The organism is Phenylobacterium sp. (assembly GCF_041691455.1).
GTDB lineage: Bacteria > Pseudomonadota > Alphaproteobacteria > Caulobacterales > Caulobacteraceae > Phenylobacterium.
This window is the reverse complement of record NZ_JBEPUO010000002.1, coordinates 74,763-96,520: the sequence shown is the minus strand read 5'-3', so window position 1 is coordinate 96,520 and position 21,758 is coordinate 74,763. Positions and strand designations below refer to the sequence as shown.

20 protein-coding genes and 1 tRNA gene are annotated in these 21,758 nt (G+C 69.6%); 12 read left to right on the top strand and 9 right to left on the bottom strand.

Annotation, left to right across the window (positions count from 1 at the left end; all coding sequences use genetic code 11):
- The first annotated feature begins 9 nt into the window (after positions 1-9).
- Genes ACESMY_RS04150 through ACESMY_RS04140 form a run of 3 tightly spaced genes read left to right on the top strand, consistent with a single transcriptional unit; the run spans position 10 to position 1,867 of the window.
- The gene (locus ACESMY_RS04150; RefSeq protein WP_372782502.1) at positions 10-381 is read left to right on the top strand and encodes a BlaI/MecI/CopY family transcriptional regulator; all 372 of its coding nucleotides are present in this window, start codon (positions 10-12) and stop codon (positions 379-381) included.
- On the top strand, positions 371-1,309 hold the full coding sequence (locus ACESMY_RS04145) for a M56 family metallopeptidase (protein ID WP_372782500.1): 939 nt from the start codon (positions 371-373) through the stop codon (positions 1,307-1,309). The genes ACESMY_RS04150 and ACESMY_RS04145 overlap by 11 nt, the downstream gene beginning before the upstream one ends.
- 33 nt (positions 1,310-1,342) lie before the next feature.
- Positions 1,343-1,867 carry a hypothetical protein gene (locus ACESMY_RS04140; RefSeq protein WP_372782498.1) on the top strand — a complete coding sequence of 175 codons (525 nt, stop codon included), beginning with the start codon at positions 1,343-1,345 and terminating at the stop codon, positions 1,865-1,867.
- On the opposite strand, the gene ACESMY_RS04135 is transcribed toward ACESMY_RS04140, so the two are convergent.
- On the bottom strand, positions 1,864-3,678 hold the full coding sequence (locus tag ACESMY_RS04135) for an alkaline phosphatase family protein (RefSeq protein WP_372782496.1): 1,815 nt from the start codon (positions 3,676-3,678) through the stop codon (positions 1,864-1,866). The genes ACESMY_RS04140 and ACESMY_RS04135 overlap by 4 nt on opposite strands.
- A 254-nt stretch (positions 3,679-3,932) precedes the next feature.
- Here ACESMY_RS04135 and ACESMY_RS04130 point away from each other — a divergent pair, with 254 nt between their 5' ends.
- Complete coding sequence (locus ACESMY_RS04130) at positions 3,933-5,429, top strand: sigma-54-dependent transcriptional regulator (protein ID WP_372782494.1); 1,497 nt, start codon at positions 3,933-3,935, stop codon at positions 5,427-5,429.
- Positions 5,430-5,498: 69 nt separating this feature from the next.
- On the opposite strand, the gene ACESMY_RS04125 is transcribed toward ACESMY_RS04130, so the two are convergent.
- Both ACESMY_RS04125 and ACESMY_RS04120 read right to left on the bottom strand, forming a co-directional pair.
- The gene (locus ACESMY_RS04125; RefSeq protein WP_372782492.1) at positions 5,499-5,840 is read right to left on the bottom strand and encodes a hypothetical protein; all 342 of its coding nucleotides are present in this window, start codon (positions 5,838-5,840) and stop codon (positions 5,499-5,501) included.
- A complete protein-coding gene (locus ACESMY_RS04120; RefSeq protein ID WP_372782490.1) occupies positions 5,837-6,106 on the bottom strand; it encodes a DUF2312 domain-containing protein in 270 nt (89 codons plus the stop codon). Before ACESMY_RS04120 ends, ACESMY_RS04125 begins: the two co-directional genes overlap by 4 nt.
- Positions 6,107-6,233: 127 nt before the next feature.
- Here ACESMY_RS04120 and folE point away from each other — a divergent pair, with 127 nt between their 5' ends.
- Positions 6,234-6,821, top strand: a complete 588-nt coding sequence (folE, locus tag ACESMY_RS04115) for a GTP cyclohydrolase I FolE (RefSeq protein WP_372782488.1) — start codon at positions 6,234-6,236, stop codon at positions 6,819-6,821.
- On the opposite strand, the gene ACESMY_RS04110 is transcribed toward folE, so the two are convergent.
- Both ACESMY_RS04110 and ykgO read right to left on the bottom strand, forming a co-directional pair.
- Entirely contained in the window at positions 6,818-7,426 is a 609-nt protein-coding gene (locus tag ACESMY_RS04110) for an HAD family hydrolase (RefSeq protein WP_372782486.1), read from the bottom strand. The genes folE and ACESMY_RS04110 overlap by 4 nt on opposite strands.
- 12 nt (positions 7,427-7,438) lie before the next feature.
- A complete protein-coding gene (gene ykgO, locus ACESMY_RS04105; protein ID WP_111456358.1) occupies positions 7,439-7,564 on the bottom strand; it encodes a type B 50S ribosomal protein L36 in 126 nt (41 codons plus the stop codon).
- Between the two features lie 143 nt (positions 7,565-7,707).
- On the opposite strand from ykgO, the gene ACESMY_RS04100 reads away from it, so the two are divergent.
- The gene (locus ACESMY_RS04100) at positions 7,708-9,030 is read left to right on the top strand and encodes a lytic murein transglycosylase (protein ID WP_372782484.1); all 1,323 of its coding nucleotides are present in this window, start codon (positions 7,708-7,710) and stop codon (positions 9,028-9,030) included.
- Here ACESMY_RS04100 and ACESMY_RS04095 read toward each other — a convergent pair.
- A complete protein-coding gene (locus ACESMY_RS04095; RefSeq protein ID WP_372782482.1) occupies positions 9,027-10,331 on the bottom strand; it encodes an MFS transporter in 1,305 nt (434 codons plus the stop codon). The genes ACESMY_RS04100 and ACESMY_RS04095 overlap by 4 nt on opposite strands.
- A gap of 103 nt (positions 10,332-10,434) precedes the next feature.
- On the opposite strand from ACESMY_RS04095, the gene motA reads away from it, so the two are divergent.
- From motA to ACESMY_RS04075, 4 genes are all read left to right on the top strand, one after another.
- Positions 10,435-11,316, top strand: a complete 882-nt coding sequence (gene motA, locus ACESMY_RS04090) for a flagellar motor stator protein MotA (protein ID WP_372782480.1) — start codon at positions 10,435-10,437, stop codon at positions 11,314-11,316.
- Between the two features lie 191 nt (positions 11,317-11,507).
- Positions 11,508-11,783 (top strand): hypothetical protein, encoded by a 276-nt coding sequence (locus ACESMY_RS04085; RefSeq protein WP_372782478.1) that lies wholly within the window; start codon positions 11,508-11,510, stop codon positions 11,781-11,783.
- An 81-nt stretch (positions 11,784-11,864) separates the two neighbouring features.
- Entirely contained in the window at positions 11,865-13,673 is a 1,809-nt protein-coding gene (gene mnmD / locus ACESMY_RS04080) for a tRNA (5-methylaminomethyl-2-thiouridine)(34)-methyltransferase MnmD (RefSeq protein WP_372782477.1), read from the top strand.
- Positions 13,674-13,735: 62 nt separating this feature from the next.
- On the top strand, positions 13,736-14,134 hold the full coding sequence (locus tag ACESMY_RS04075; protein ID WP_372782475.1) for a DUF6491 family protein: 399 nt from the start codon (positions 13,736-13,738) through the stop codon (positions 14,132-14,134).
- 177 nt (positions 14,135-14,311) lie between these two features.
- Here ACESMY_RS04075 and ACESMY_RS04070 read toward each other — a convergent pair whose 3' ends face one another.
- From ACESMY_RS04070 to cpdR, 3 genes are all read right to left on the bottom strand, one after another.
- Complete coding sequence (locus tag ACESMY_RS04070; protein ID WP_372782473.1) at positions 14,312-17,452, bottom strand: TonB-dependent receptor domain-containing protein; 3,141 nt, start codon at positions 17,450-17,452, stop codon at positions 14,312-14,314.
- A gap of 502 nt (positions 17,453-17,954) precedes the next feature.
- Positions 17,955-18,029 (bottom strand) — tRNA-Val (locus ACESMY_RS04065).
- 70 nt (positions 18,030-18,099) lie between these two features.
- Positions 18,100-18,456 carry a cell cycle two-component system response regulator CpdR gene (gene cpdR, locus ACESMY_RS04060; protein WP_372782471.1) on the bottom strand — a complete coding sequence of 119 codons (357 nt, stop codon included), beginning with the start codon at positions 18,454-18,456 and terminating at the stop codon, positions 18,100-18,102.
- Between the two features lie 117 nt (positions 18,457-18,573).
- On the opposite strand from cpdR, the gene ACESMY_RS04055 reads away from it, so the two are divergent.
- Together ACESMY_RS04055 and ACESMY_RS04050 are read left to right on the top strand one after the other, a co-directional pair.
- Positions 18,574-19,479, top strand: a complete 906-nt coding sequence (locus tag ACESMY_RS04055) for an N-formylglutamate amidohydrolase (protein WP_372783384.1) — start codon at positions 18,574-18,576, stop codon at positions 19,477-19,479.
- 22 nt (positions 19,480-19,501) lie between these two features.
- The gene (locus ACESMY_RS04050) at positions 19,502-21,481 is read left to right on the top strand and encodes a tetratricopeptide repeat protein (RefSeq protein ID WP_372782469.1); all 1,980 of its coding nucleotides are present in this window, start codon (positions 19,502-19,504) and stop codon (positions 21,479-21,481) included.
- Positions 21,482-21,758: the final 277 nt, after the last annotated feature.

Below are 21,758 nucleotides of genomic sequence, written 5' to 3'. Positions count from 1 at the left end.
GACCAAGCTATGGCGCGTATATCGGCGGCGGAAAGCCAGGTGATGGAGGCGGTGTGGGGCAAGGGCCCGCTGGCCGCCGATGAGATCGTGGCCGAGGTCGGCGCGCCGCAAGGCTGGGGCGAGGCCACGGTCAAAACCCTGATCAACCGGCTGCTCAAGAAGAAGGCGCTGGTCTCCGAGCGCAACGAGGGCCGCACGCGCTATCGCGCCCTGGTCAGCCGCGCGGACTATGTGCACGGCGAGAGCCAGGGCCTGCTGGACCGGCTGTTCGGCGGCGAGCTCGCCCCGCTGGTCGCCCACTACGCCAAGCACCGCAACCTGTCGTCCGGCGAGGTGGCGCGGCTGAAGCGCCTGATCGAAGGCCTCGACGATGGCGAATGACCTTCTGGTCGCCCTCGTCCATCTGAACCTCGCCGCAGCCGGTGCGATCCTGGCGGTGCTGATGGTCCGCCCGACCATCCGCCGCCATTTCGGCCCCCAGATCGCCTACTGCCTGTGGGTGTGCGTCCCGGCCGCCGCCGCCTTCGCCCTGCTGCCTGCCGCCGAAGCCACCCGTATCTTCCCGCCCGGCGACGGTCCGCACTTCGATCCGATCTACGACGCCTCCCAGCACCTGATGCAGGCGCCGGCCGCGCCCTGGCTCAGCCTGTGGCTTGCCGGCGCCCTGGCCGGCGCGGCCCTGGTGGCGTTCTGGCAGCTGCGGTTCCTCGACCTGGCCCGCCGCGGCCTGGCCGGTCCGGCGGTCGCCGGCTTCTTCGCCCCCCGCATCGTCATGCCGGCGGATGCCGAGACCCGCTACTCCGCCGAGGAACGGGTCCTGATCCGCGCTCACGAACGCACCCACATCGAGCGCGGCGACCCGCGCATCAACGCCTTCATCGCGCTCGCCCAGTGCCTCAGCTGGTTCAATCCGCTGGTCCATCTGGCGGCCCGCGAGGCGCGGCTCGACCAGGAGCTGGCCTGCGACGCCGCGGTCCTGGCGCACCGGTCGGGACAGAAGCGCCGCTACGCCGAGACCCTGCTGAAGACCCAGCTCGGCGCCGTCGCCGCCCCGCTCGGCTGCCACTGGCTGGCGGGCTCGGCGCCGCATCCCCTGGAGCAGCGGATCAAGGCGCTGCGCCGCCCCGCGCCGGACTTCCGGCGCCAGGACATCGGGAGCTTCGTCATGGCCGGGGCGATCGCGCTGGCCGCCTTTGGCGCCTGGCGGGCGCAGTCGCCCTCCGTCGCAGAGGGCATGCCGCCGGTCTACGTCCCGGTCGAGGTCGAGCACCACATGCAGGCGATCATTGTCTCGCCGATCTACCGCTAGCCGCGGCGGCCGCTTCGTTCAAAGGGCGTCGCAATGAGCCGGGCTGCCGGCAAGGTGCTGTCGGTTCTCACCCTGCTCGGCCTCGCCGCCTGCAATGGAGGCCCCGCGACCGAGACATTGATCGCCGCGCGCCAGCAGGCGATCGACCCGCCGCAGCTTTGGCGCCTGGAGGTGATGGGCGGCGCAGGCGCCGTGCGCTCCGCGGTCTACGTCTGCGCCGACACCCCGCTGCGCGAGGCCTTTGCCCGCACCCGAGCCGAGGTCAACGGCAAGCCCTGCCAGGACACCACCTCGCCGCTGGTGAAGCCGAACGGATGGGTGCTGCGCTGTGTCGTCGATGGCCGCCCGTTCGCGGTGAGTTCGACCACCACCGGCGACCTTGAGCGCGACTTCCGGCTCAATTTCGGCCTCACCCAGCTCTACTATTACCCAACCCCCAACGACCCGGCGCCCACCACCGTGCGCCAGAGCCGTCACTTCCTGTACATGGGCGCCTGTCCGGCCGGCTGGCGCATCGGCGACCAGGCCAAGCCCGGCCGCCGTCCCCACCCGGCCTAGGGCTTCAGGCCGAGGGTGCGGCCCGGCATGCCGGCGGCGTCGAAGTAGGTCTTGCCCGCCGCCTCCTGGGCATTCAGCACGGTGACGAAGCCGTTCGCCGCCGGCTGGGAGCGCACGACGATCGGCCGCGTTTCGGGCGGCAGGCCTCCGTCTTTCAGCGCCTCGGCCATCACCCGGCCCTTCGCCTGCCCGTTCGACGACAGCTCCAGGCCGAGGACGTGGGCCAGGGTGTTGGCCCAGTCGGCGTTGCTGACCGGGGCCGGGTCGACGAAGCCCGTTTTGAAGTCGGGGCCGACGGCGGCCATGAAGTTGTGGGTGTCCTGGCGGCCGAAGGAGCCGTGGATGCCCTGGCCCTGCTGCTGGCCGGAATCGGCGATCTCGACGCCGCACATCTCCGGATCGGCGCAGCCGGTGGAGAAGCTCTTGAACGAGACCACGATCGAGGGCTGCGGGGTCCGCGCCGAGCCGGTCAGCCCGATCTTGCTCATCGGCAGCGCGCCCGGGATCGCGCCCAGGGCGTCGTTGACGAAGATCGCGCCGACGTAGGCCTGGCGGGTCAGGAACTCGACCACCCGCGGAGCCAGCACACCGGCGTCCGCGCCCGGCAGATAGATCAGGTTCGTGCCGCCATTGGGTGCGATGGCGATCTCTGGATGGGCCGGATCTGGCCCCAGCAGCGAGCCATGCTTCGGATAGAACCCGAGTTCCGGATGCACCTCGGCGCCGCCGGCGTCGTGCAGCTTGAGCTTCAGTCCGATCGACATGTCGATGTCGAGGAACCCCTGGGGCAGGAAGCCGGGCTTCACATCCCGGTAGCGGAACTTGGCCGCCGGGCTTTCCGGGCTCTCCCGGGACATGGTCGAGAAGCCATGGTCGGCGGTGACCACGATGTCGGTGTCGCCGTCGAGGCCCAGCGCCTTCAGGGCGTCGCGCAGCTTCTGCAGGTCGTTGGAGGCGTTGCGGATCGCGGCCTTCGAGGTCGGGCCGTTGATGCCGGGCTCCAGCACATTGAGGCTGTCGCCCTGGCCATGCTGGGTGCCGTCCGGGTCGCGCGACCAGAAGACCAGGATGAACGGCCGACCTCCAGCCTTGAACCGCGGCAGCAGCACCTGGGTGGCGACCGCCGCCAGCCAGTCCTGCTGCTCGACATTGGCTACCAGGACGCCCGGCATGTTGAAGGCCCCGCCGCCGCCGTTCAGGCCGCGGTCCGGCGGCAAGGTCTCGAGCCCCGCGGCCTTCAGCGCCGCGGTGATCTCGGACGCCAAGGGGATACCGTGGCCGCCGTCGCGGCCGCCGGTGTCGTCGTCGATCTCGATCGTGCCCAGGCCATCGCGCGAGGTGACGTCCTGGATAGCCGTCGGGCCGTGCTTGCCGATGGCGGCGGTCGCATAGCCCTTGGCGCGCGCGGCCTCCAGCAAGGTCGTTTCGCCCAGATAGTTGCCGCCGTAGCGCGCGTTCATCACAGCCTGCATGTCGTCGTCCTCGATCCCCGCGATCGCCGAGCCGAACGGCGGCGGGAAGGGCTTGCCGACGAAGATCGTGTTGCCGAAGTCGCCGGTGTCGCCGAGCAGGTGGCCGGTGGCGATCGCCGAGGAATTGGGTGTGGTGACGGTCGGATAGAGCGAATGGCTGTTCTGGAAGTCCACGCCCTCGGCGCGGACCGCGGCCAGCGCCGGCGCGGTCTGCGGCGTCACGCTGTGCGAGCGCAGGCCGTCGGCGACGAAGATGATGACGTTGCGCGCCGCCGCGCCCTGCGGGGCGAGCGCCATGGCGAACGCCGCGCCGGCGGCGGCAAATCTGGAAAGCTGCATCTTGGCCCCTGAGAAGACGGGCAACATGGCGACGGTTCGTGACAGTTCGGTTTCAGGGTTGGGCTGAATCGCCTGCGCGACGGCGGCTCGGAAGGCCGCCGGAACGCCTCCCGCGAGCCCCGCGCCGACGCCCGGCCGTTAACACCTGACTCAGGTCTCCGAAACGCGGCCTTTACCGCTCTCCTGTATCAATTCGTGACAACAGGAGCCCTCGTCCGTGAGGCGGTGGCCGGTTTCGGGTGTGGTGTCTTCATATGGCTAAAACGGTTCTCGTCGTCGACGACGACCCAACTCAGCGTCGGTTGATCCAGGCGGTCCTCGAGCGGGACGGCTTCGCGGTCGCGCACGCCGAGAACGGCGACCAGGCGATCCAGCATCTGGCGCTGGGCGCGCCCGCCGACGTCGTCCTGCTCGACATGGTGATGCCCGGCATTTCCGGCCAGGAGACCCTGGTCGAGATGCGGGCCCGCGGCTTCAACCAGCCGGTGATCGTGGTCACCGCCACCGGCGGCATCGACACCGTGGTTCAGGCCATGCAGGCCGGCGCCATGGACTTCTTCATCAAGCCCGCCGCGCCTGAACGGATCATCGTCTCGATCCGCAACGCCCTTTCCATGGGCGCGCTGAAGGGCGAGGTCGACCGGCTGAAGAAGCACGCCTCCGGCCGCACCAGCTTCGACGACCTGATCGGCGGCTCGCCGGCCATGACCATGGTCAAGCGCCTGGGCGAACGGGCGGCCAAGTCCTCGATCCCGATCCTGATCACCGGCGAAAGCGGCGTCGGCAAGGAAGTCATCGCCCGCGCCGTGCACGGCTCCTCCGATCGCGGCGGCAAGCCGTTCGTGGCCGTGAACTGCGGCGCGATCCCCGAGAATCTCGTGGAGTCGATCCTGTTCGGCCACGAGAAGGGCAGCTTCACCGGCGCCACCGACAAGCACCTGGGCAAGTTCCTGGAGGCCAGCGGCGGCACGCTCTTCCTCGACGAGGTCGGCGAACTGCCGCTCGACATCCAGGTCAAGCTGCTGCGCGCCCTGCAGGAAGGCGAGATCGACGCGGTCGGCGGCAAGCGCCCGATCAAGGTCGACGTGCGGATCGTCTCGGCGACCAACCGCGACCTGTCGCTGGCGGTAAAGGAAGGGCGTTTCCGCGAGGACCTTTACTATCGCCTCAACGTCTTCCCGATCGAGGCGCCGGCGCTGCGCGAACGCAAGGAAGACGTGCCGGCCCTGGTCGACGCCTTCGTGAAGCGGTTCAACGTCGAAGAGGGCAAGACCGTGGTGGGCGCCACGCCCGAGACCATGGCCTACCTCTCCGCCTTCGACTGGCCCGGCAACGTGCGCCAGCTGGAGAACGCGGTCTATCGCGCCATCGTGCTCGCCGATGCGCCCTATCTGCAGCCGCACGACTTCCCGGCGATCTCCGGCGTCGCTCCGCCCCCCATGGCCGCGGAGAGCCCGTCGTCGGTGATGGCCCAACCGGTCATCTCCGGCCACATGATGCCCGACATCCCGCAATCAGTGCCGGTGCGCATCCTCGACGAGCGGGGACACCTGCGCACCCTCGACGAGATCGAACACGACCTCATCCAGCTCGCCATCGAGATCTACGCCGGCCACATGAGCGAAGTGGCCCGCCGTCTCGGCATCGGCCGTTCGACGCTCTATCGCAAGGTCCGCGAGCAGGGCCTCGATGACGTGATCAAGGGAGGGGCCGATGAAACCGCCGATGAAGCTGACGCGCAGGTCGCGTGAGGCCCGGCTCGCCTCGCTGATCAAACTGGCGAAGGCGGGTAAGCCGGCGGCTGAGAAGCGGACCGAGGCCTAGGAGCCCGGCTTCCGCCGGAACGGCCGGCGCTTGAGCTCTTTCTTCTCGCCCTTCGCCTTGGCGGTGATCTCTTTCAGCTTCACGGTCTGCAGCGCCGAAAGCGCCTGGCCGGGCGCGCCCTTCTCGGGGTCGCCGAAGGCGCGGCCGAAGGTCTTCAGCCGGTCGGTCACCGAGCCCAGGAATTCGCCTTCCCATTCGGAGAGCTTCACGCCCGCGCGCTCGGCGTGGCGCTGGGCGCGGCGGAGCGCGTTGAGCGCCGCTCGCTTCGCCTGGGCCTTGTGATCGATCGGCTTCGGCGGCTTGCGAGGCTTCGGCGTCTTTGGCGGCTTTCGGTTCAAATCTCCCCGATCGCCGCGAGATAGAGGTCGAGGATCGCGTCCTCCTCCAGCCGCTTGGCGCGGTCCTGCTTGCGGATGCGCACCACCTTGCGAAGGATCTTGACGTCGAAGCCGTTGCCCTTGGCCTCGGCGAAGACCTCCTTGATCTGCTCGGCGACCTCGGCCTTCTCGATCTCCAGCCGCTCGATGCGCTCGATGATGCTCTTGAGCTGGCCCTGCGCGGCCTGGTTCAGCACATCGGGGTGGGCGGAGGCGTCGTCGGCCATGGGTGGGCTCACTGTCTGGAGAACTATCGGCCGCGACCCTAGCGACGCGCCCTTGCCCTGTCATCGCCGCCTGAACCATAGCTGTGGATAGGTTGTTGAGACGGAACGCCGCGGAGAGCATCACGTCATGGCTGCAAAGACCCCACCGACCCAGGCCGACGCTGAGGCCGCCGTGCGCGTGCTGATCGAATGGGCCGGCGACGACCCGGACCGTGAAGGCCTGCTGGAGACGCCGGCCCGCGTGGCCCGATCCTACCGCGAGCTCTTCGCCGGCTACGAGAGCGATCCGCGCGACTATCTGGCCAAGACCTTCGAGGAAGTGGCCGGCTATGACGAGCTGGTGATCCTCAAGGACATTCCGGTGGTCAGCTTCTGCGAGCATCACATGCTGCCGTTCATCGGCCGGGCCCACGTGGGCTACCTGCCGTCCAACCGGGTGGTCGGCATCTCCAAGCTGGCCCGGGTGGTGCGCGGCTTCGCGCGGCGCCTGCAGATCCAGGAAAAGCTCACCGCCGAGATCGCCGGCGCGATCTGCGACATCCTCAAGCCCAAGGGCGTGGGAGTGGTGATCATCTCCGAGCACAGCTGCATGACCATGCGTGGCGTGAACACGCCCGGGACGCGCCTGACCACCAGCCATCTGCTGGGCGAGGTGCGGGACGACCCCAGGACCCGTCAGGAGTTCTTCGACCTCGTCCGCAACAACGGACACTAGAGGAGGCCGAACGCCTCCAAGGCGGGGCGCAGGGCCGCCGGGTCGGTGAAATGGTGGACGTGGAAGCCGAGCGCGCGGGCCGCCGCGATGTTGCCGGCCCCATCGTCCACAAACAGCGCTTCCGACGGCGCGAAGCCATAGCGCGCGCAGACCAGCTCGAAGATCTCCGGGCCCGGCTTCATGACGCCCTCGAGCCCCGAGACGATCCGGCCGTCCAGGCGGTCGAACGCCGGGCTCATGGCGAAGGTGTCCTCGCAGGTCTCGTGGCTCATGTTGGTGAGCGCATACTGGCGCACGCCTCTGGCCTGGAGCGCCTCGATGGCCGCCTCGGTCTCCGGGATGGGCCCCGAGAACATCTCCGGCCAGCGCGCGCGCCAGGCGTCGATGGCGGCGGCATGCTCGGGATGTTCGGCGCTCAGCGCGGCGCAGTTGTCGGCGAAGGTCACGCCGCAGTCGGTCGGCCCGTGCCAGGCCATGGTGCAGACGTGGGCCAAGAACCGGTCGCGTTCGACCGGGTCGGGGAAGATCTTGGAATAGAGCGTGCGCGGATCCCAGCGCACGATGACATTGCCGACGTCCCAGACGACCGTGTTCGGCCTCTGCATCGGGGCGGGACGTCAGCCCTGCTTGGCTTTGAAGCGCGGGTTCGTCTTATTGATGATGTAGACGACGCCCTTGCGGCGCACGAGCTTGCAGTCGCGGTGACGCGTCTTGAGCGACTTGAGCGAGCTTCTGACCTTCATGACCTTGGATCTCGGGCGCGGACGGTGGCGTCCGGGGTTTCACAGGGAGCGCGCGGATATACGGAAAGGCCCTGGCCAAGTCAATGTCATGGCTGACCTTCAGGTCATTGAGCCGGGACTCGACGCTCGCTAGACTCCCGACGATGCTTCGTCATCGCCGCCTACTGCTGCTGCTTCTCCTGCTGGCGGGGTGCGCGAGCCCCCGTTCGGTCCCGCCGCCGCCCCAGCCCGCTGCGGTTCCGCCCCCGCCGGTGGAAGCCCCGGCTCCTGCGCCGACGCCGGCGCCCGAGCCAGCCCCGATCGCCCCGGTGAAGCCGCCGGCGGCCTCGGGTGACATGGTCTTCGACGCCTGGGCCGCAGAGTTCTACGGCCGGGCGGTCAAGGCCGGCATCGCGCCCGCCCTATTGGAGCGCGAGATGGCCGGGCTGACGCCCGATCCGCGGGTGACGTCGCGCGACAGCCGCCAGCCGGAATTCTCCCAGCCGATCTCCGTCTACATCAAGGGCGCGGTCACCGAGGGCCCGATCGCCGCGGGTCAGCAGAAGCGCACCGCGATCCCGGCGCTGGACGCCATCGAGCAGCGCTTCGGGGTGCCGCGAGAAGTCCTGATCGCCGTCTGGTCGCGGGAAAGCGCCTTCGGGGCCATCCAGGGCGATTTCGACGTGATCCGCTCCATGGCCTCGCTGGCCGCCCAGGGCCGCCGGCGCGACTGGGCGGAGGGCGAGCTGATCGCAGCACTCCGGATCATCGGCTCCGGCGAGGCGTCGCGCAGCCAGCTCAAGGGCTCCTGGGCCGGCGCCATGGGCCAGACCCAGTTCCTGCCGTCGGCCTTCCTGTCGACCGCCGTGGACGGCGACGGCGACGGCAAGCGCGACATCTGGGCCTCCCCCGCCGATGCGCTGGCCTCGGCGGCGAGCCTGCTCGCCAAGGGCGGCTGGACACCGGGCCAAGGCTGGGCGCGCGAGGTGACCGTGCCCGCCGACTTCGACTTCAGCCTGACCGAGGGCCCGAAACTGACGCCGCTGGAGTGGGCCGACAAGGGCGTGACCCGCGCCGACGGCCTGCCGTGGTCCGACGCCGACAAGGCCGCGCCGGCCCAGCTCCTGGCGCCAGCCGGGGCCTCGGGGCCGCTTTTCCTGCTGTTCCCGAACCACTTCGTGATCCGAAAGTACAACAACTCGGTGGCCTACGCGCTCGCCGTCGGCCTGCTGGCCGACCGGATCGCGGGCCAGGGGCCGCTGGTGAAGCCCTGGCCGGCCGAGGCGCCGTTGTCGCTGGCCGACCGGATGACCGCGCAGCGCGCGCTGGCGGCGCTGGGCTTCGATGCAGGGACGCCCGACGGCATCGTCGGCATGGGCACACGCACCGCGCTTCGCGCCTGGCAGAAGGCCCGCGGGCTCACCGCCGACGGCTACCTTTCGCCGGCCATGGTCGAGAAGCTGAAGGCCGAGGCCGGAGCCTCCTAGGCCCCGCCTTCGTCGCTGCGTTCGATCGTCGACATGGTGGCGTCGGCCCGGGTCGCCGGCGCCGGATCGGCGTTGCGCAGGGTCGGGTTGATCAGGGCGTAGGCCAGCATCCCCAGCATCAGGATCATGTTCAGCACGAAGGGCGCGGAGTGGTTGGCGCGGTAGATCGCCATGAAGGCCGGCGCGAAGACCGCGTTGATCCCATTGACCGCCGCGATGGCGCCGGCCACCCGGGCCTGATCCTTCCAGCCGACGGCGAGCGATGAGCCCGCGGTGAAGCCCGGCCGGGCGAAGCCGAACCCGAGGCTCGCCAGAGCATAGCCCGCCACGACCGTGCGATAGTCCGGCTGCAGCGCCACCAGGAAGTTGCCGGCCGCCGCGCAGCCGACGCCCCAGCGCAGGAGCTGGCGCGGCGTCATCTGGAACATGCGGATCAGGCCCCACTGGGCGAGCAGGCCAGCGACCGCGCCGAAGGCCATGGCCATGGCGATGGAGTCCTTGGCGGCCATCGGCGAGACGCCGAGCTTGTCGATGACCAGGAAACCCAGGGTCTGCTGCTGGGCGGTCTGGCAGGTGGCGACCACGAAGCCGAACAGGGCGAAGGGCAGGATGCGCGGGTCGCGCCAGATAGGCCGTGCCTTTTCGAGCGTCTCCTCCGCCTCGTCGGCGGGGTCCTCCGCGGGGCGCGAACTTTCCGGCAGGAAACGCCACACGACGACCAGCATCACCGCGGCGATGGCGGCGAAGGTGTAGAGCGGTCCGGCGATGCCGATGACCGGATAGACGAAATAGGGGGCCAGGAACGGCCCGAACACCGTGCCCAGGCCAAAGGCCCCCGCCAGGCTCGCCATCGCCTGGGTGCGCGCCTCGCGCGGCGTGTGGTCGGCCACATAGGCCTGGTTGGCCGGGTTCGAGGCCGCGCCGAACAGGCCGAAGAGCGCCCGGCCGAGCAGCAGGGCGGCGAAGATCACCATCGGGGCCGCCATATGGCGCAGGCCCGCGCCGACCACCGTCCCGCAGACCGTCATCGAGACCATGAAGCCGGACAGCCCGACCATCATCAGCGGCTTGCGGCCGTAGCGGTCCGAGGCCTTGGCCCAGAAGGGCGAGGAGACCGCCCACAGGATCGCCGACAGCGAGAAGATCGCCACCACCATCTCGTCGGGAATGGCCAGAGAGCGGCCGATCAGCGGCAGGACGGAGATCAGCCCGGTGTTGCCGATGGCGGTAGCCACGGACGAGCAGAAGATGATCGCGAAAGCCCGCTTGGGCATGGTGCTGGAGGCGGCGTCCACGGGCATGAATCGCGGATTAGGCCCCCCTGCGGCCAGGCGCAAATCGGAACGCCCGTCCACGCGAAATTAAGCAATAACAGCGATGGTCTCCGGGCCCGCGGGAGACCCTATGTTCCAGATTATCGGCATTGTCGTGCTGTTCGGCTGCGTGTTCGGCAGCTTCATCATGTCTGGCGGGAATATCGGCGTCGTCCTGGGCGCCTTGCCGTTCGAGATGCTGACGATCGCCGGCGCGGCCATCGCCGCCTTGCTGACCGCCAATTCCGTGCCGGTTCTCAAGAGCTTGGGCGGCGGCATGGGCAAGGTGTTCAAGGGCGCCAAGTGGAAGGCGACCGACTATCGCGACCTGCTCAGCCTGCTGTTCCTGCTCACCAAGACCATGAAGTCCAAGGGCGTCATCGCCCTCGAAAGCCATATCGAGACGCCCAAGGAGAGTTCGATCTTCTCGCGCTATCCGAGGATCATGCAGGACCACTTCGCCGTCGACTTCATCTGCGACACGCTGCGGATGATGACCATGAACCTGGAGGATCCACACCAGGTCGAAGACGCGATGGAAAACCAGCTCGAGAAGCACCATCACGAAGCGCTGGAAGCCCCACATGCGCTGACCAGCACCGCCGACGCCCTGCCCGCCCTGGGCATCGTCGCCGCCGTGCTGGGTGTCATCAAGACCATGGGTGCGATCACCGAGCCGCCGGCGGTGCTGGGCGAGATGATCGGCTCGGCGCTGGTCGGCACCTTCCTGGGCGTGTTCCTGGCCTATGGCCTGGTCGGCCCCATGGCCGCGCGGATGGCCGCGGTGATCGAAGAGGACGGCGCCTTCTACAAGATCATCCAGTCCGTGCTGGTCGCCCACCTGCACGGCAACGCCGCCCAGATCTCGGTCGAGATCGGCCGCGGCAACGTGCCGTCCGGCGCCCAGCCGAGCTTCCTGGAGCTGGAAGAGGCCCTCTCGGCCATTCCGCCGGAAGGCGCCCCCGCGGCCTGACCCGGGCAGCCCTCCGGCCAAGCCGGACGGGCTCGAAAAGTGATCACGAAAACGTGAATTCGGGGGTTGCCGTGCGCGCGAAGCAGCGCATAGTCCCCTGGCGCCGAGGGACCGGAAGGGTCGATTCTCGTGTGGGAACCGACCGTGATCCCAGGGCGTAAGCATCACTCCGAAGCTAGGAACCCTGAACCATGAACTCCCAACTGCTCCGCAAGCTGCTCGTCGCCGGCGCCGCCGTCGCCGCGCTCTCCGTCGTCGCCTGCACCCCCAAGGCTGAAAAGACCGACGCCGCCGCGACCTCGGCCGCCACCTCCGCCAACACCGCCGCCGACGCCGCCGGGGCCGCGCAGAGCGCCGCCGCCACGGCCGCCGACGCCGCCGCCGACGCCAACAAGGCCGGCGCCGCCGCCACGCCTCCGGCCGATGCCGCCGCCGCGCCGGCCGCTACTCCGCCCGCGAAGAAGTAAGCTTCCCGCAGCGATTGCGATGAAGGGCCGTCCTTTCGGGCGGCCCTTTTTCGTGGCCGGCGCGGTATCCTTGGATGATCGATGGCTGACCAGACGCCTCCCACCGCCCCGGAGACCGGCCTCGCCTGGAGCGACGACGGTCAGCCACGCTCGCGGTTCTACGACGACGTCTATTTCTCGGCCCAGGACGGCTTGGCCGAGGCCCGCGCGGTGTTCCTGCTGGGTTGCGGCCTACCAGAGGCTTGGACCGGCCGGCGCCGCTTCGTCGTGGGGGAACTGGGCTTCGGCACGGGGCTGAACGTGCTGGCCCTGATCGACCTCTGGCGTAGCGCGCGGCCGCCAGGGGCCACTCTGCACATCTTCTCCGTCGAGGCCCATCCGATGCGCGCGGAGGACGCCCGCCGCGCGCTGGGACACTGGCCGGAGCTCGCCAACCTTGCCGCGCCGCTTCTGGCCTCCTGGCCCGGCCAGGCGCGCGGACCGCACCGCGTCGAGTTCCCCGATCTTGGCGTGATCCTCGACGTCACCGTGGACGAAGCCGGCCCGGCGCTCGAAGCCTGGTCCGGGCGCGCCGACGCCTGGTTCCTCGACGGCTTCGCCCCGGCCCGCAACCCAGCCATGTGGCGCGACGAGGTGCTGGCCCTGGTGGCGGCCCGCTCGGCGCCGGGGGCGACGGCGGCGACCTTCACGGTTGCAGGCGCCGTGCGCCGTGGCTTGAGCGCCGCCGGCTTCGCCGTGGAAAAGGCGCCCGGCTTCGGACGCAAGCGCGAGCGGCTGGCGGCCCATCTGCCGGGGGAGCGAACCACGGCCACCGCCGCCCGCCGCGTGGCGATCGTCGGCGCGGGCATCGGCGGCGCCGCGGCGGCGCGGGCGGTCCGCGCCCTGGGCGGCGAGGCCATGGTCTTCGACGCCGAAGGTCGCGGGGCCGGGGCCTCCGGAAACCCCGCCGCCCTGGTCACCCCGCGCCTGGACGCGGGACTGGCTGAGCCGGCGCAGCTCTTCGCCCAGGCGTTCCGGCGGGCCGTGGCGCTCTACCGGGACCACCCCGATCTGGTCATCGCGCAGGGCGCCCTGCAGTTCCCGCTCCAGCCGCAGGATGCGGGCCGGTTCGCCAAGATCGCGGCCTCGGACCTGTTCGAGCCGGGCGCTCTTGAGCTGCTGACGGCCGCCCAGACCGCGTCGCGCGTCGGCGAGGCGGGCCCTGACACCCTGGCTTTTCGCGACGCCCTGGTGATCGAGCCCTCCGGCCTGTTGGCGGCTTGGGCGCCGCAGGTGCGCGTGGCCTCCGTCGCCCGGATCGAGGGAACGGACGAGGGCTGGCGGCTGCTCGACGCCACGGGCGAGGTCCTGGGCATCGCCGACGCCGTGATCGTGGCCGCGGGCCTGGCCTCCGGCGGCCTCCTGGCCGGCCTGCCGCTGATGGCCGTCCGGGGTCAGGCGAGCTGGACGGCGGCGTCCAACCCGCCCGAGGCCGCCGCCTTCGGCGCCTACGCCATCCCGACCCGTGACGGCGTGCTGTTCGGCGCGACCAACGACCGCGGCGACGCGGCCCGCGACCTCCGTCCCGACGACCACCGCCGCAACCTCGCGGCCCTGGCCGAGGGCCTGCCGCGCCTTGCCGAACGGCTGGCGGACAAACCCCTCGAAGGTCGCGCCTCGATCCGTGTCGCGACTCCGGACTACCTGCCGCTCGCCGGCGCGGCGCCGGAGGGGCCGGACGGGCTTTTCGTACTGAGCGGCTTCGGCGCGCGCGGGTTCACCCTGGCCCCCCTGCTGGCCGAGCACGTGGCGGCGCTGGCGATGCAGGCCCCCTCGCCCCTGCCCGGGCCGCTGGCGGCGATCGTCGACCCGGCCCGCTTCGCCCGCCGAAGCGCGCGGCGCGGTTCCTAAGCAACCGGGGTTGGCCTATAGGGATGGGACCCGGGGGACAGCCTTTCGCGAGGACTCGAGTGATGAACACCCATGTCGCCCTGGCCGCCGGCGCCGCGGCCCTTCTGGCGCTGAGCGCGACGGCCGCAAGCGCCGCCGACGCCCCGGCCAAGGCCCACACACCCAGCCAATGCTTCTGGACCCGCAACGCCAACGGCTTCGCCGCGGCCGACGAGCACACCCTCAACATCCGGGTGAACAGCCGCGACGTCTACCAGTTCGAGATGTTCGGGCCCTGTCCCGACATCGACTGGAACCAGCGCATCGCGCTGGTCTCGCGCAGCGGTTCCAACATCTGCACCGGTATGGACGCCGAGGTGGTGACCCATTCGCCAATCGGTCCGCAGCGCTGCCCGGTGCGCAGTGTGCGCAAGCTGACCCCCGAAGAGATCGCGGCCCTGCCCAAGCGCGCGAGGCCGTAACCTCGAAGGAAAAGAAGGGCGCCGGCGCTTGGCGGACGCCCCTCTGACTTGGAAAAAGAAGGGCGCCGGCACGAGGCCGACGCCCCCTCTGACTTGGAAAAAGAAGGGCGCCGGCACGAGGCCGACGCCCGGGGAAGGATCGCACCGGACGGCGCAAGGCCGCCCGGTGCGGGATGGCTAGAAGCGCTTCTTCACACCGACCTCGAAGACCCGGCCCAGCGGGTTTCCGGTCGTGTAGTCGTAGTTGTAGTTGCTGGGCGCGTGCGGCGGGTCGGTGTCCAGGATGTTCTGCACACTGACGGTCAGCTGCGTCTCCCAGGGCAGTTCGACCTGGACGGTGATGTCGTGCTGCCAATAGTCGTCCAGCTTGCCGATCGTGCCGGCGGCGTAGCCGGGCGCCGTTCCTGGCGTGGCGACGATGACGTCGTTGGCCGTATTGATCGCCGCGGTGGTGCCTTCCGCATAGCGGAGCTGGTAGCGGATGTTGATGTTGTTGCGATGCGCGTTGAGCCAGAAGTTGGCGCGGGTCTTCGGATAGGAGAAGAACGCCGACTGCAGGTCGTGGGTGCCGGCCCGGTCGAACGGCGCGGCGAACACCACGCTGGACGCACCGAACAGGGTGAAGGCCCCGCGGGCATATTCCTTCAGGTAGGTCGCCTCGACGCCCGCCTGGTAGGAGGCGCTGAACCAGCCGTCCCAGTCATACGAGGCGCGGAGGTCGTAGCCCGAGGTCTGCGTCGGGGGCCCGTTGACCGTGAAGGTGTCGATCCGCAACACGTTGTTGGGCGCGCAACCGCCGTTCGAGAAGGTGAAGCGCGCCTGCAGCGCCGCAAAGGCCGGGTCGCCGCAGTGATTGACGGTCGGGAACATGGCCGCGAACAGGTTCGAAGCGCCCTCCGTGGTCAGCTCGCCTTTGAACTTGAAGAGGTAGTAGTCGAGGGTGAGGTTGAACCCGCCCTTCTCCACGATGAAGCCGGCGCTGTAGGCGTCCGCCGTCTCGGGCTGTAGCGCCGGGTTGCCGCAGGTCTGCACGGCGCGGTAGGTGCCGCCGATGTTGGCCACGCCGACCGCGCAGCCCGGATCCACCTGACCCGCGGAGGGGGCCCGGAAGGTCGTGCCGGCGGTGCCGCGGAACGCCAGCCAATCCAGCGCCTGCCACTTGACGGAGATCTTCGGGTTGGTGGTGTCCAGCCCGTTGGAGAACTTCTCGTATCGCACGGCGCCGGTGACTTCGAGGTTTTCCAGCAGCGGCAGCCGCACCTCGGTGAACAGGGCGACGACGTCCTGGCTGGCGTCGGAGTTGGCGCCGGACCCGAAGAAGATCAGCGGACCTGAGGGCGCGCCGCAGACCGGCGTGCCGTCGTCGATCGAGTCCACGCAGGGGGTTGCTTTGTTGTTGAACAGGTCCCCGTAGAGGTTGACGTCTCGGTTGTAGCGGTACTGCGTGCCGGCCGCCCACTGCACCGGCCCGCCGCCGAGCTTGAACGGCAGTTCCCCGCTGAACACGGCCTCGGCGGCGAAGATCTCCGACGTCGCGATGTTCGTGTAGTTGCCGTAGAGGTCCCGAAGCACATCGACATTGTTGATCACGGCCGGGTTGGCGCCGCCCCGGTAGTAGGGGTTGGCCTGTCCGTTGGTCGCGCTCACCGCGACGCTGTTGCTCAGCGGATTGAAGAAGAAGCAGCCCACGGCGGCGTTGCCGGCGTTGGCCGGCGTCCGTTCCGCGATCGTGCACTGATCGGCGGCCCCCTTGCGGCTGCCGTAGCCGTCGAGCGCCAGCTGCACCTTGTCGACGAGCAGGTCGTTGGTGTTCACCACGGCCTCGGTCTTCATGTAGGTCAGGTTGGTGTCGAAGTGGATGCCACCCCACCCGATGTCGCCGGCCAGGCCGCCCGAGACGCGGTAGGCGGTCGCCCGGATCTGCTGGTAGTCCGCGCCGTCCGCGCGGCCCGGATAGCCCGCGTTGGCGATGAAACGATAGGCCGTCTGGGAGATGTCGACGCCGGCCGTATTCAGCCCGCTTCCGCCCAGGGCCCCGTTGGTCCGTGCAGCGTTGGCCGCGGACTGGATCGTCGCGCACTGCGCCGCGGTCAGGGGTGCGGCGCAGGTGGTGTAGAGATCGACGAGCCCCGGGCTGTTCGACGGGATGTTGTAGCGGACGAAGAAGTTCAGCGCGCCGGGAGTCGCCTGCGAACCCGAGAGGCCGCCCAGGCTGGTCGGCGTGGGGAACTGGGTGTTGCCGTTGGCCGGCGAAATCCGCTGGTTCGGGGTGTTGTTGCGGTTCCAGGCCACTTCCCCGTGGAACCGCAGGTTGTCGGTGAGCTGGTAGTTGAGCTCGCCGTAGAGCTGGTAGTGGTCCTCTTCGTTGACGATGTCGTTGAAGTTGGTGAACTGGAACCGGCAGGTGGACGTCGCGGATTCGGGGCTCAGCGGGTTCACCGGCACCACCAGGGTTCCGATCGAGTTCGTCAGCTGGCCGCCGAGCTGGTTGCAGCCGTTGTCCCGGAAGAGTTGCGCCCCGCCGGCGTTGTTGACGACCAGGTTGCCGGGGTTGGAATTCCCTGACCAGCCGCCGTAGTTGATGCTCTCGAACGGCCGCACCGCCCAATCGCGATCCTGGGCGTCGAGGCGCGAGCGGTGGCGGTAGCCCGCCGTCAGCAGAAGGTTGCCGCCGTCGAACTTCTTCCCGTAGGCGACACTGCCGCGGTACTCGCCGTCGGTGTCCTTCACGGCCGAGTAGTCGGCGACGAACTCGAAGCCGTCGAGGTCCTTGCGCGTGATGAAGTTCACCACCCCGCCGATCGCCTCCGAGCCGTAGGTGGCCGCGGCGCCGTCCTTGAGGATTTCGATGCGGCCGAGCGCGGCCTGCGGAATGAAGTTCAGGTCGGCGCCGCCGCCCTGGAACGCGGCCTGGGCGCTGTCAGACAGGCGGCGGCCGTTCATCAGGGTGAGCGTGCGCGCCGAGCCGAAGCCGCGCAGGTTGATCGAGGCCGTGCCGGCGCCGCCGTTGTAGCGGTTCGACTCGCCAAGACCCGAGGTCGAGGCGGTGATCTGTTTGACGAGCTGCACCGGGCTCGGGTCGCCCTGTTTCTTGAGGTCGTCGACGCCGATGACATCGACCGGCAGGGCGGAATCCTCTCGCGTGCCGGCGATGTAGGAGCCGGTGACGACGACTTCGCTGACCTCGGGGCCGGCGGCGGGCGCCGCGGCGGCGGTGGTGGCGGTCTTGGCGGCCTGAGCGGCGGCGCCTTGGGTCAATCCAAATGCCAGGGCGACGGCCAGGATCGAGCCGCCGCAGAAATATCTGCGTTTCAACATGGTGGGTTCCTCCCCCTGAGTAGCGGCATCCTCGTCTCGTGCGAGGCTGGTCCGCCGGTAACGGAGGGATCATCCGACGAGATTTTCGGGAGGGCGAGTCCTTTTCGGAAACGACACATAACGCGGACATACGGAAAATGTCAGGCAACAGCCGGGTAACGGTCCCGCCATATTTCCCTCGGACATACTCGAGCTTCTAAGCGGGGGCGCCTACCGATTGCACGGCGCGCACCGTTACGGCGCCGCAACATTCGAATGGACTGGCGGAGATGATTCTCCGCCCGGTTGCGGTGACGGCGTCGTCAACTTCCGCAAGGTCACCGGTGGCGGGCATACCGTAATTTCGAACCTGCCCGCGCCAGGAGCCATGTGGCGGAAATGTCGCGAGGAAAAATATGTAGGCGACGGCGCCCACAGACCACGGATCGCCGTGACGAAACGGCCCCGTGGGACCGATCCGGCGGCGAATCGCGGGAAGCGCGGGCGCCGAGTGGGGCGGGGATGGTGGACGCGACAGGGATCGAACCTGTGACCCCCTCGATGTCAACGAGGTGCTCTCCCGCTGAGCTACGCGTCCAAGCCGTGGTCTCGGGAAGGCGGGGATATACCGACGCCGCCTCCGCCGTGCAAGCGCGGGCGTGCGTGGATCAGGCGGCGATCATCCGCTCCACCTCGGAGACGATCTCGCGCAGGTGGATCGGCTTGGAAAGCACCTTGGCCCCGGGGGGCGCCTGGTCGCCGGCGGCGAGCGCCACGGCGGCGAAGCCGGTGATGAACATGATCCGCAGGCCCGGATGCAGGGCGGCGGCCTGGCGGGCCACCTCGATGCCGTCCATGCCGGGCATGACGATGTCGGTGAGCAGCAGGTCCCATTCCTGGTCGAGCACCGCGGCCGCCTCGTCGCCGTCGGCGCAGGCGACGACTTCGTAGCCGGCGCGTTCCAGCGCACGCGCCAGGAAGCCGCGGAGGCTGTCATCGTCTTCGGCCAGGAGGATTCGGGGCATTCGGGCTCTTCTGACGGGTCGACGCGTTGCACAGGCGAAGCCCCACAATACGGCCACAAGCGTAAAGGCGCGATGAACCCTTTGACCCATGCCGACGCTGGGCGTTCTATGGGGGCGATGAATGCCTGGGAGCCTGTCGCCACCGAGGATGCGCCTGCGCGGGCGGCGTTTGGCCTGTGGCGAGCGGCCGCGGACGGCGCAGCCCCGCCGACGCCCCTGGTGTTCGCCTCTCCGCATTCCGGCCGCGATTACCCCGACGCCATGATGTCGGCCGCGGCGCTGGATGCCCAGACCATCCGCCGGTCCGAGGACGCCTTCGTCGACGACCTGATCGCCGCGGCCCCGGGATTGGGCGCGACCACGATCACCGCCCGCTACGCTCGGGCCTATATCGACCTCAACCGGGAAGCCTTCGAGCTCGACCCCGGCATGTTCGCCGACGAACTGCCGGAATTCGCCCGGGCCCGGACGGCCAGGGTGGCGGCGGGCCTGGGCGCCATCGCCCGCGTGGTCTCCGAGGGCCAGGAGATCTACGCGCGCAAGCTGATGTACGCCGAGGCGCGCGACCGGATCGAGGGCGCGCACCGGCCCTATCACGCGGCGCTGGCGCGGCTGATCGCCGAGGCGCATCGGGCGCACGGCTTCGCGATCCTCATCGACTGGCATTCCATGCCGGCGGCGGCGGCCAAGGCGGGTGGACGCGACCGGCCCTGCGACATCGTGCTTGGCGACCGGTTCGGCGCGGCCTGCGCCGGCGCGCTCACCGCCCGCGTCGAGCGCGAGCTCGAGGCCATGGGCTACCGGGTGGCGCGCAACACGCCTTACGCCGGCGGCTACACCACCGAGCACTACGGCCGTCCCGCCCGCCGCACCCACGCCCTGCAGATCGAAATCAACCGCGGCCTCTACCTCGACGAGCCGACCTTGACCCCCACGGCGGGCTTCGAGCGGCTGAAGACCGACCTCGAGCGGTTGACCCGCGCGCTGGCCGCCGCCGACTGGAGCGCCCTCAAGTCCGCTTGAGGCAGACGGGCGAAGCACCAGGGTGACCGAGGATTTGTCCCATACGGCCGAGGGCTGCCTCCAAGCGGGGGCGACCCACTACGCGGCCGGCCGGCTCGTCGAGGCGGAGGCGGCCATGCGCGAGGCTGTGCGGCTCGACCCTAGCAACATGGGGGCCCTGGCGAACCTCGGCGCGGTCCTTCGGGCTCGCAGGCGTCCCGACGAAGCCCTGGACGTCTACGAAGCGGCCCTGGCCATCGAGCCGGACTCGGCCGCGGTGCTCATCAATCGCGCCAACCTGCTGAACGACCTGCGGCGCTGGCCGCAGGCCCTGGAGAGCGCGACGCAGGCGCTCGCCACCGCGCCGGACAACCCGGCGGCGCACAATGCGCGTGGCAATGCCCAGGCCGGCCTGGGCAATCGTGCGGAAGCGCTTGCAAGCTACCGCCAGGCCTTGCGGGCCGAGCCCGACAGCGTTTCGAGCCTCTTCAACATCGCCGTGTCGCTGCGCGAGCTCGGGGACGTGCGGGCGGCGCTTGAAACCTACACGCGGATCTTGGCCATCGACCCGGGCTTCGCCATGGGACATGCGGGCCAGGGCAACGCCTTTGCGCAGCTGACGCGATGGACCGAGGCCGCGGCCGCCTACGAACGCGCCTACGCGCTCGATCCGGACCAGCCCTATGCGGCGGGACAACGGTTGCACGCGCGTATGAAGATCTGCGATTGGCGGGATTTCGACGGCGTGGTCGCCGATCTCGCCGAGCGGATCTCGGCGGGCAAACCGGCGGCGACGCCCTTCTCCATCGCCGCCGCGCCGCTGTCGGCGCGCCAGCAGCTCGCCTGCGCCAGAACCTACGCGGCAAAAAGGTTCGCGGTCTCCGCCCGGCCGGCCGGCGCGGCGCCGGGAGAGCGCATAAGGGTCGGCTACTTCTCGGCCGACTTCCACGACCACGCCACGGCCTATCTGATGGCCGAGATGCTCGAGCTGCACGATCGCGAGGCCTTCGAGATCACCGCCTTTTCCTACGGCCGGTCGTCGCAGACCCCGATCCGCGCACGGCTGCAGGCTGCCTGCGAACGGTTCTTCGACGTCCGCGCCCTGGGCGCCGGGACCATCCGCGACATGGCCCGGCAACTCAGCCTCGACATCGCCGTCGACCTCAAAGGCTTCACGACCAACTCGCGGCCCGAGATCTTCGCGGCCGGCGTGGCGCCGCTCCAGGTCAGCTTCCTGGGCTATCCGATGACCACCGGCGCGCCCTTCATCGACTATCTGATCGCCGACCGGGTGCTGATCGAGGCCGGGGACCGCGACCTTTATTCCGAGAAGGTGGCCTGGCTTCCCGGCTGCTATCAGCCGAACGACCGCAAGCGGGCGATCGCCGAACGGGCGACCACCCGCGCCGACCACGGCCTGCCGCCCGACGCCTTCGTGTTCGCCAGCTTCAACGGCTCCTACAAGATCACGCCGGCGGTATTCGAGGTCTGGGCCGAGCTGCTGCGCGCCCTGCCCGACGCGGTCCTCTGGCTGATCCGGGATGACGCCACAGCGACGCGCAATCTGCGGCAGGCGGCCGCCGCGGCGGGGATCGACCCCGGCCGCCTGGTGTTCGCCCCGTTCCGGCCGCTGGCCGAGCACCTGGAGCGGCTCGGCCACGCGGACCTCTTCCTCGGCAGCTTCCCCTACACCGCCCACACGACCGCCAGCGACGCGCTCTGGGCCGGCCTGCCGCTGCTGACCCGCAAGGGCGAGACCTTCGCAAGCCGGGTCGCCGCCAGCCTGCTGACCGCGGTCGGCTTGCCGGAGATGGCCGTGGAAACTGTCGCGGACTACAAGGCCGCCGCCCTGGCGCTGGCCCGCGCCCCCGAACGCCTGCAGGCCATCCGGGCGAAGCTCGCGGCGGCCTGGACCACGTCGGTGCTGTTCGATACGCCGGCCTATGTCCGCGGGCTGGAGGACGCCTATCGGCGGATGCACGAGCGGCGGTTGGCAGGCCTGCCGCCGGCCCATCTCCCCTAGCGGGCCAGGGCTCGCGCCAGGCTTCGGCCCAAAAAAAAGCCGCGCCCGAAGGCGCGGCAGTTCATAGGGAGGAAACGCCCAGGAAGGGCAGAGGCGTCAGGGACGCCTCACAAATCCAATGTACGGTGCGGTGCACAACAGCGCAAGCGTTTGCGACGAAAAACCTGCATTTTCATGGTGGTGCAGGATAAAAGGCGTGAATTTTCCGGGCCTTGCGCCAACGGTGATTACCGCTATTTAGGTTGCACCGCACAACAGCTCGGCCTTATCCACCCTG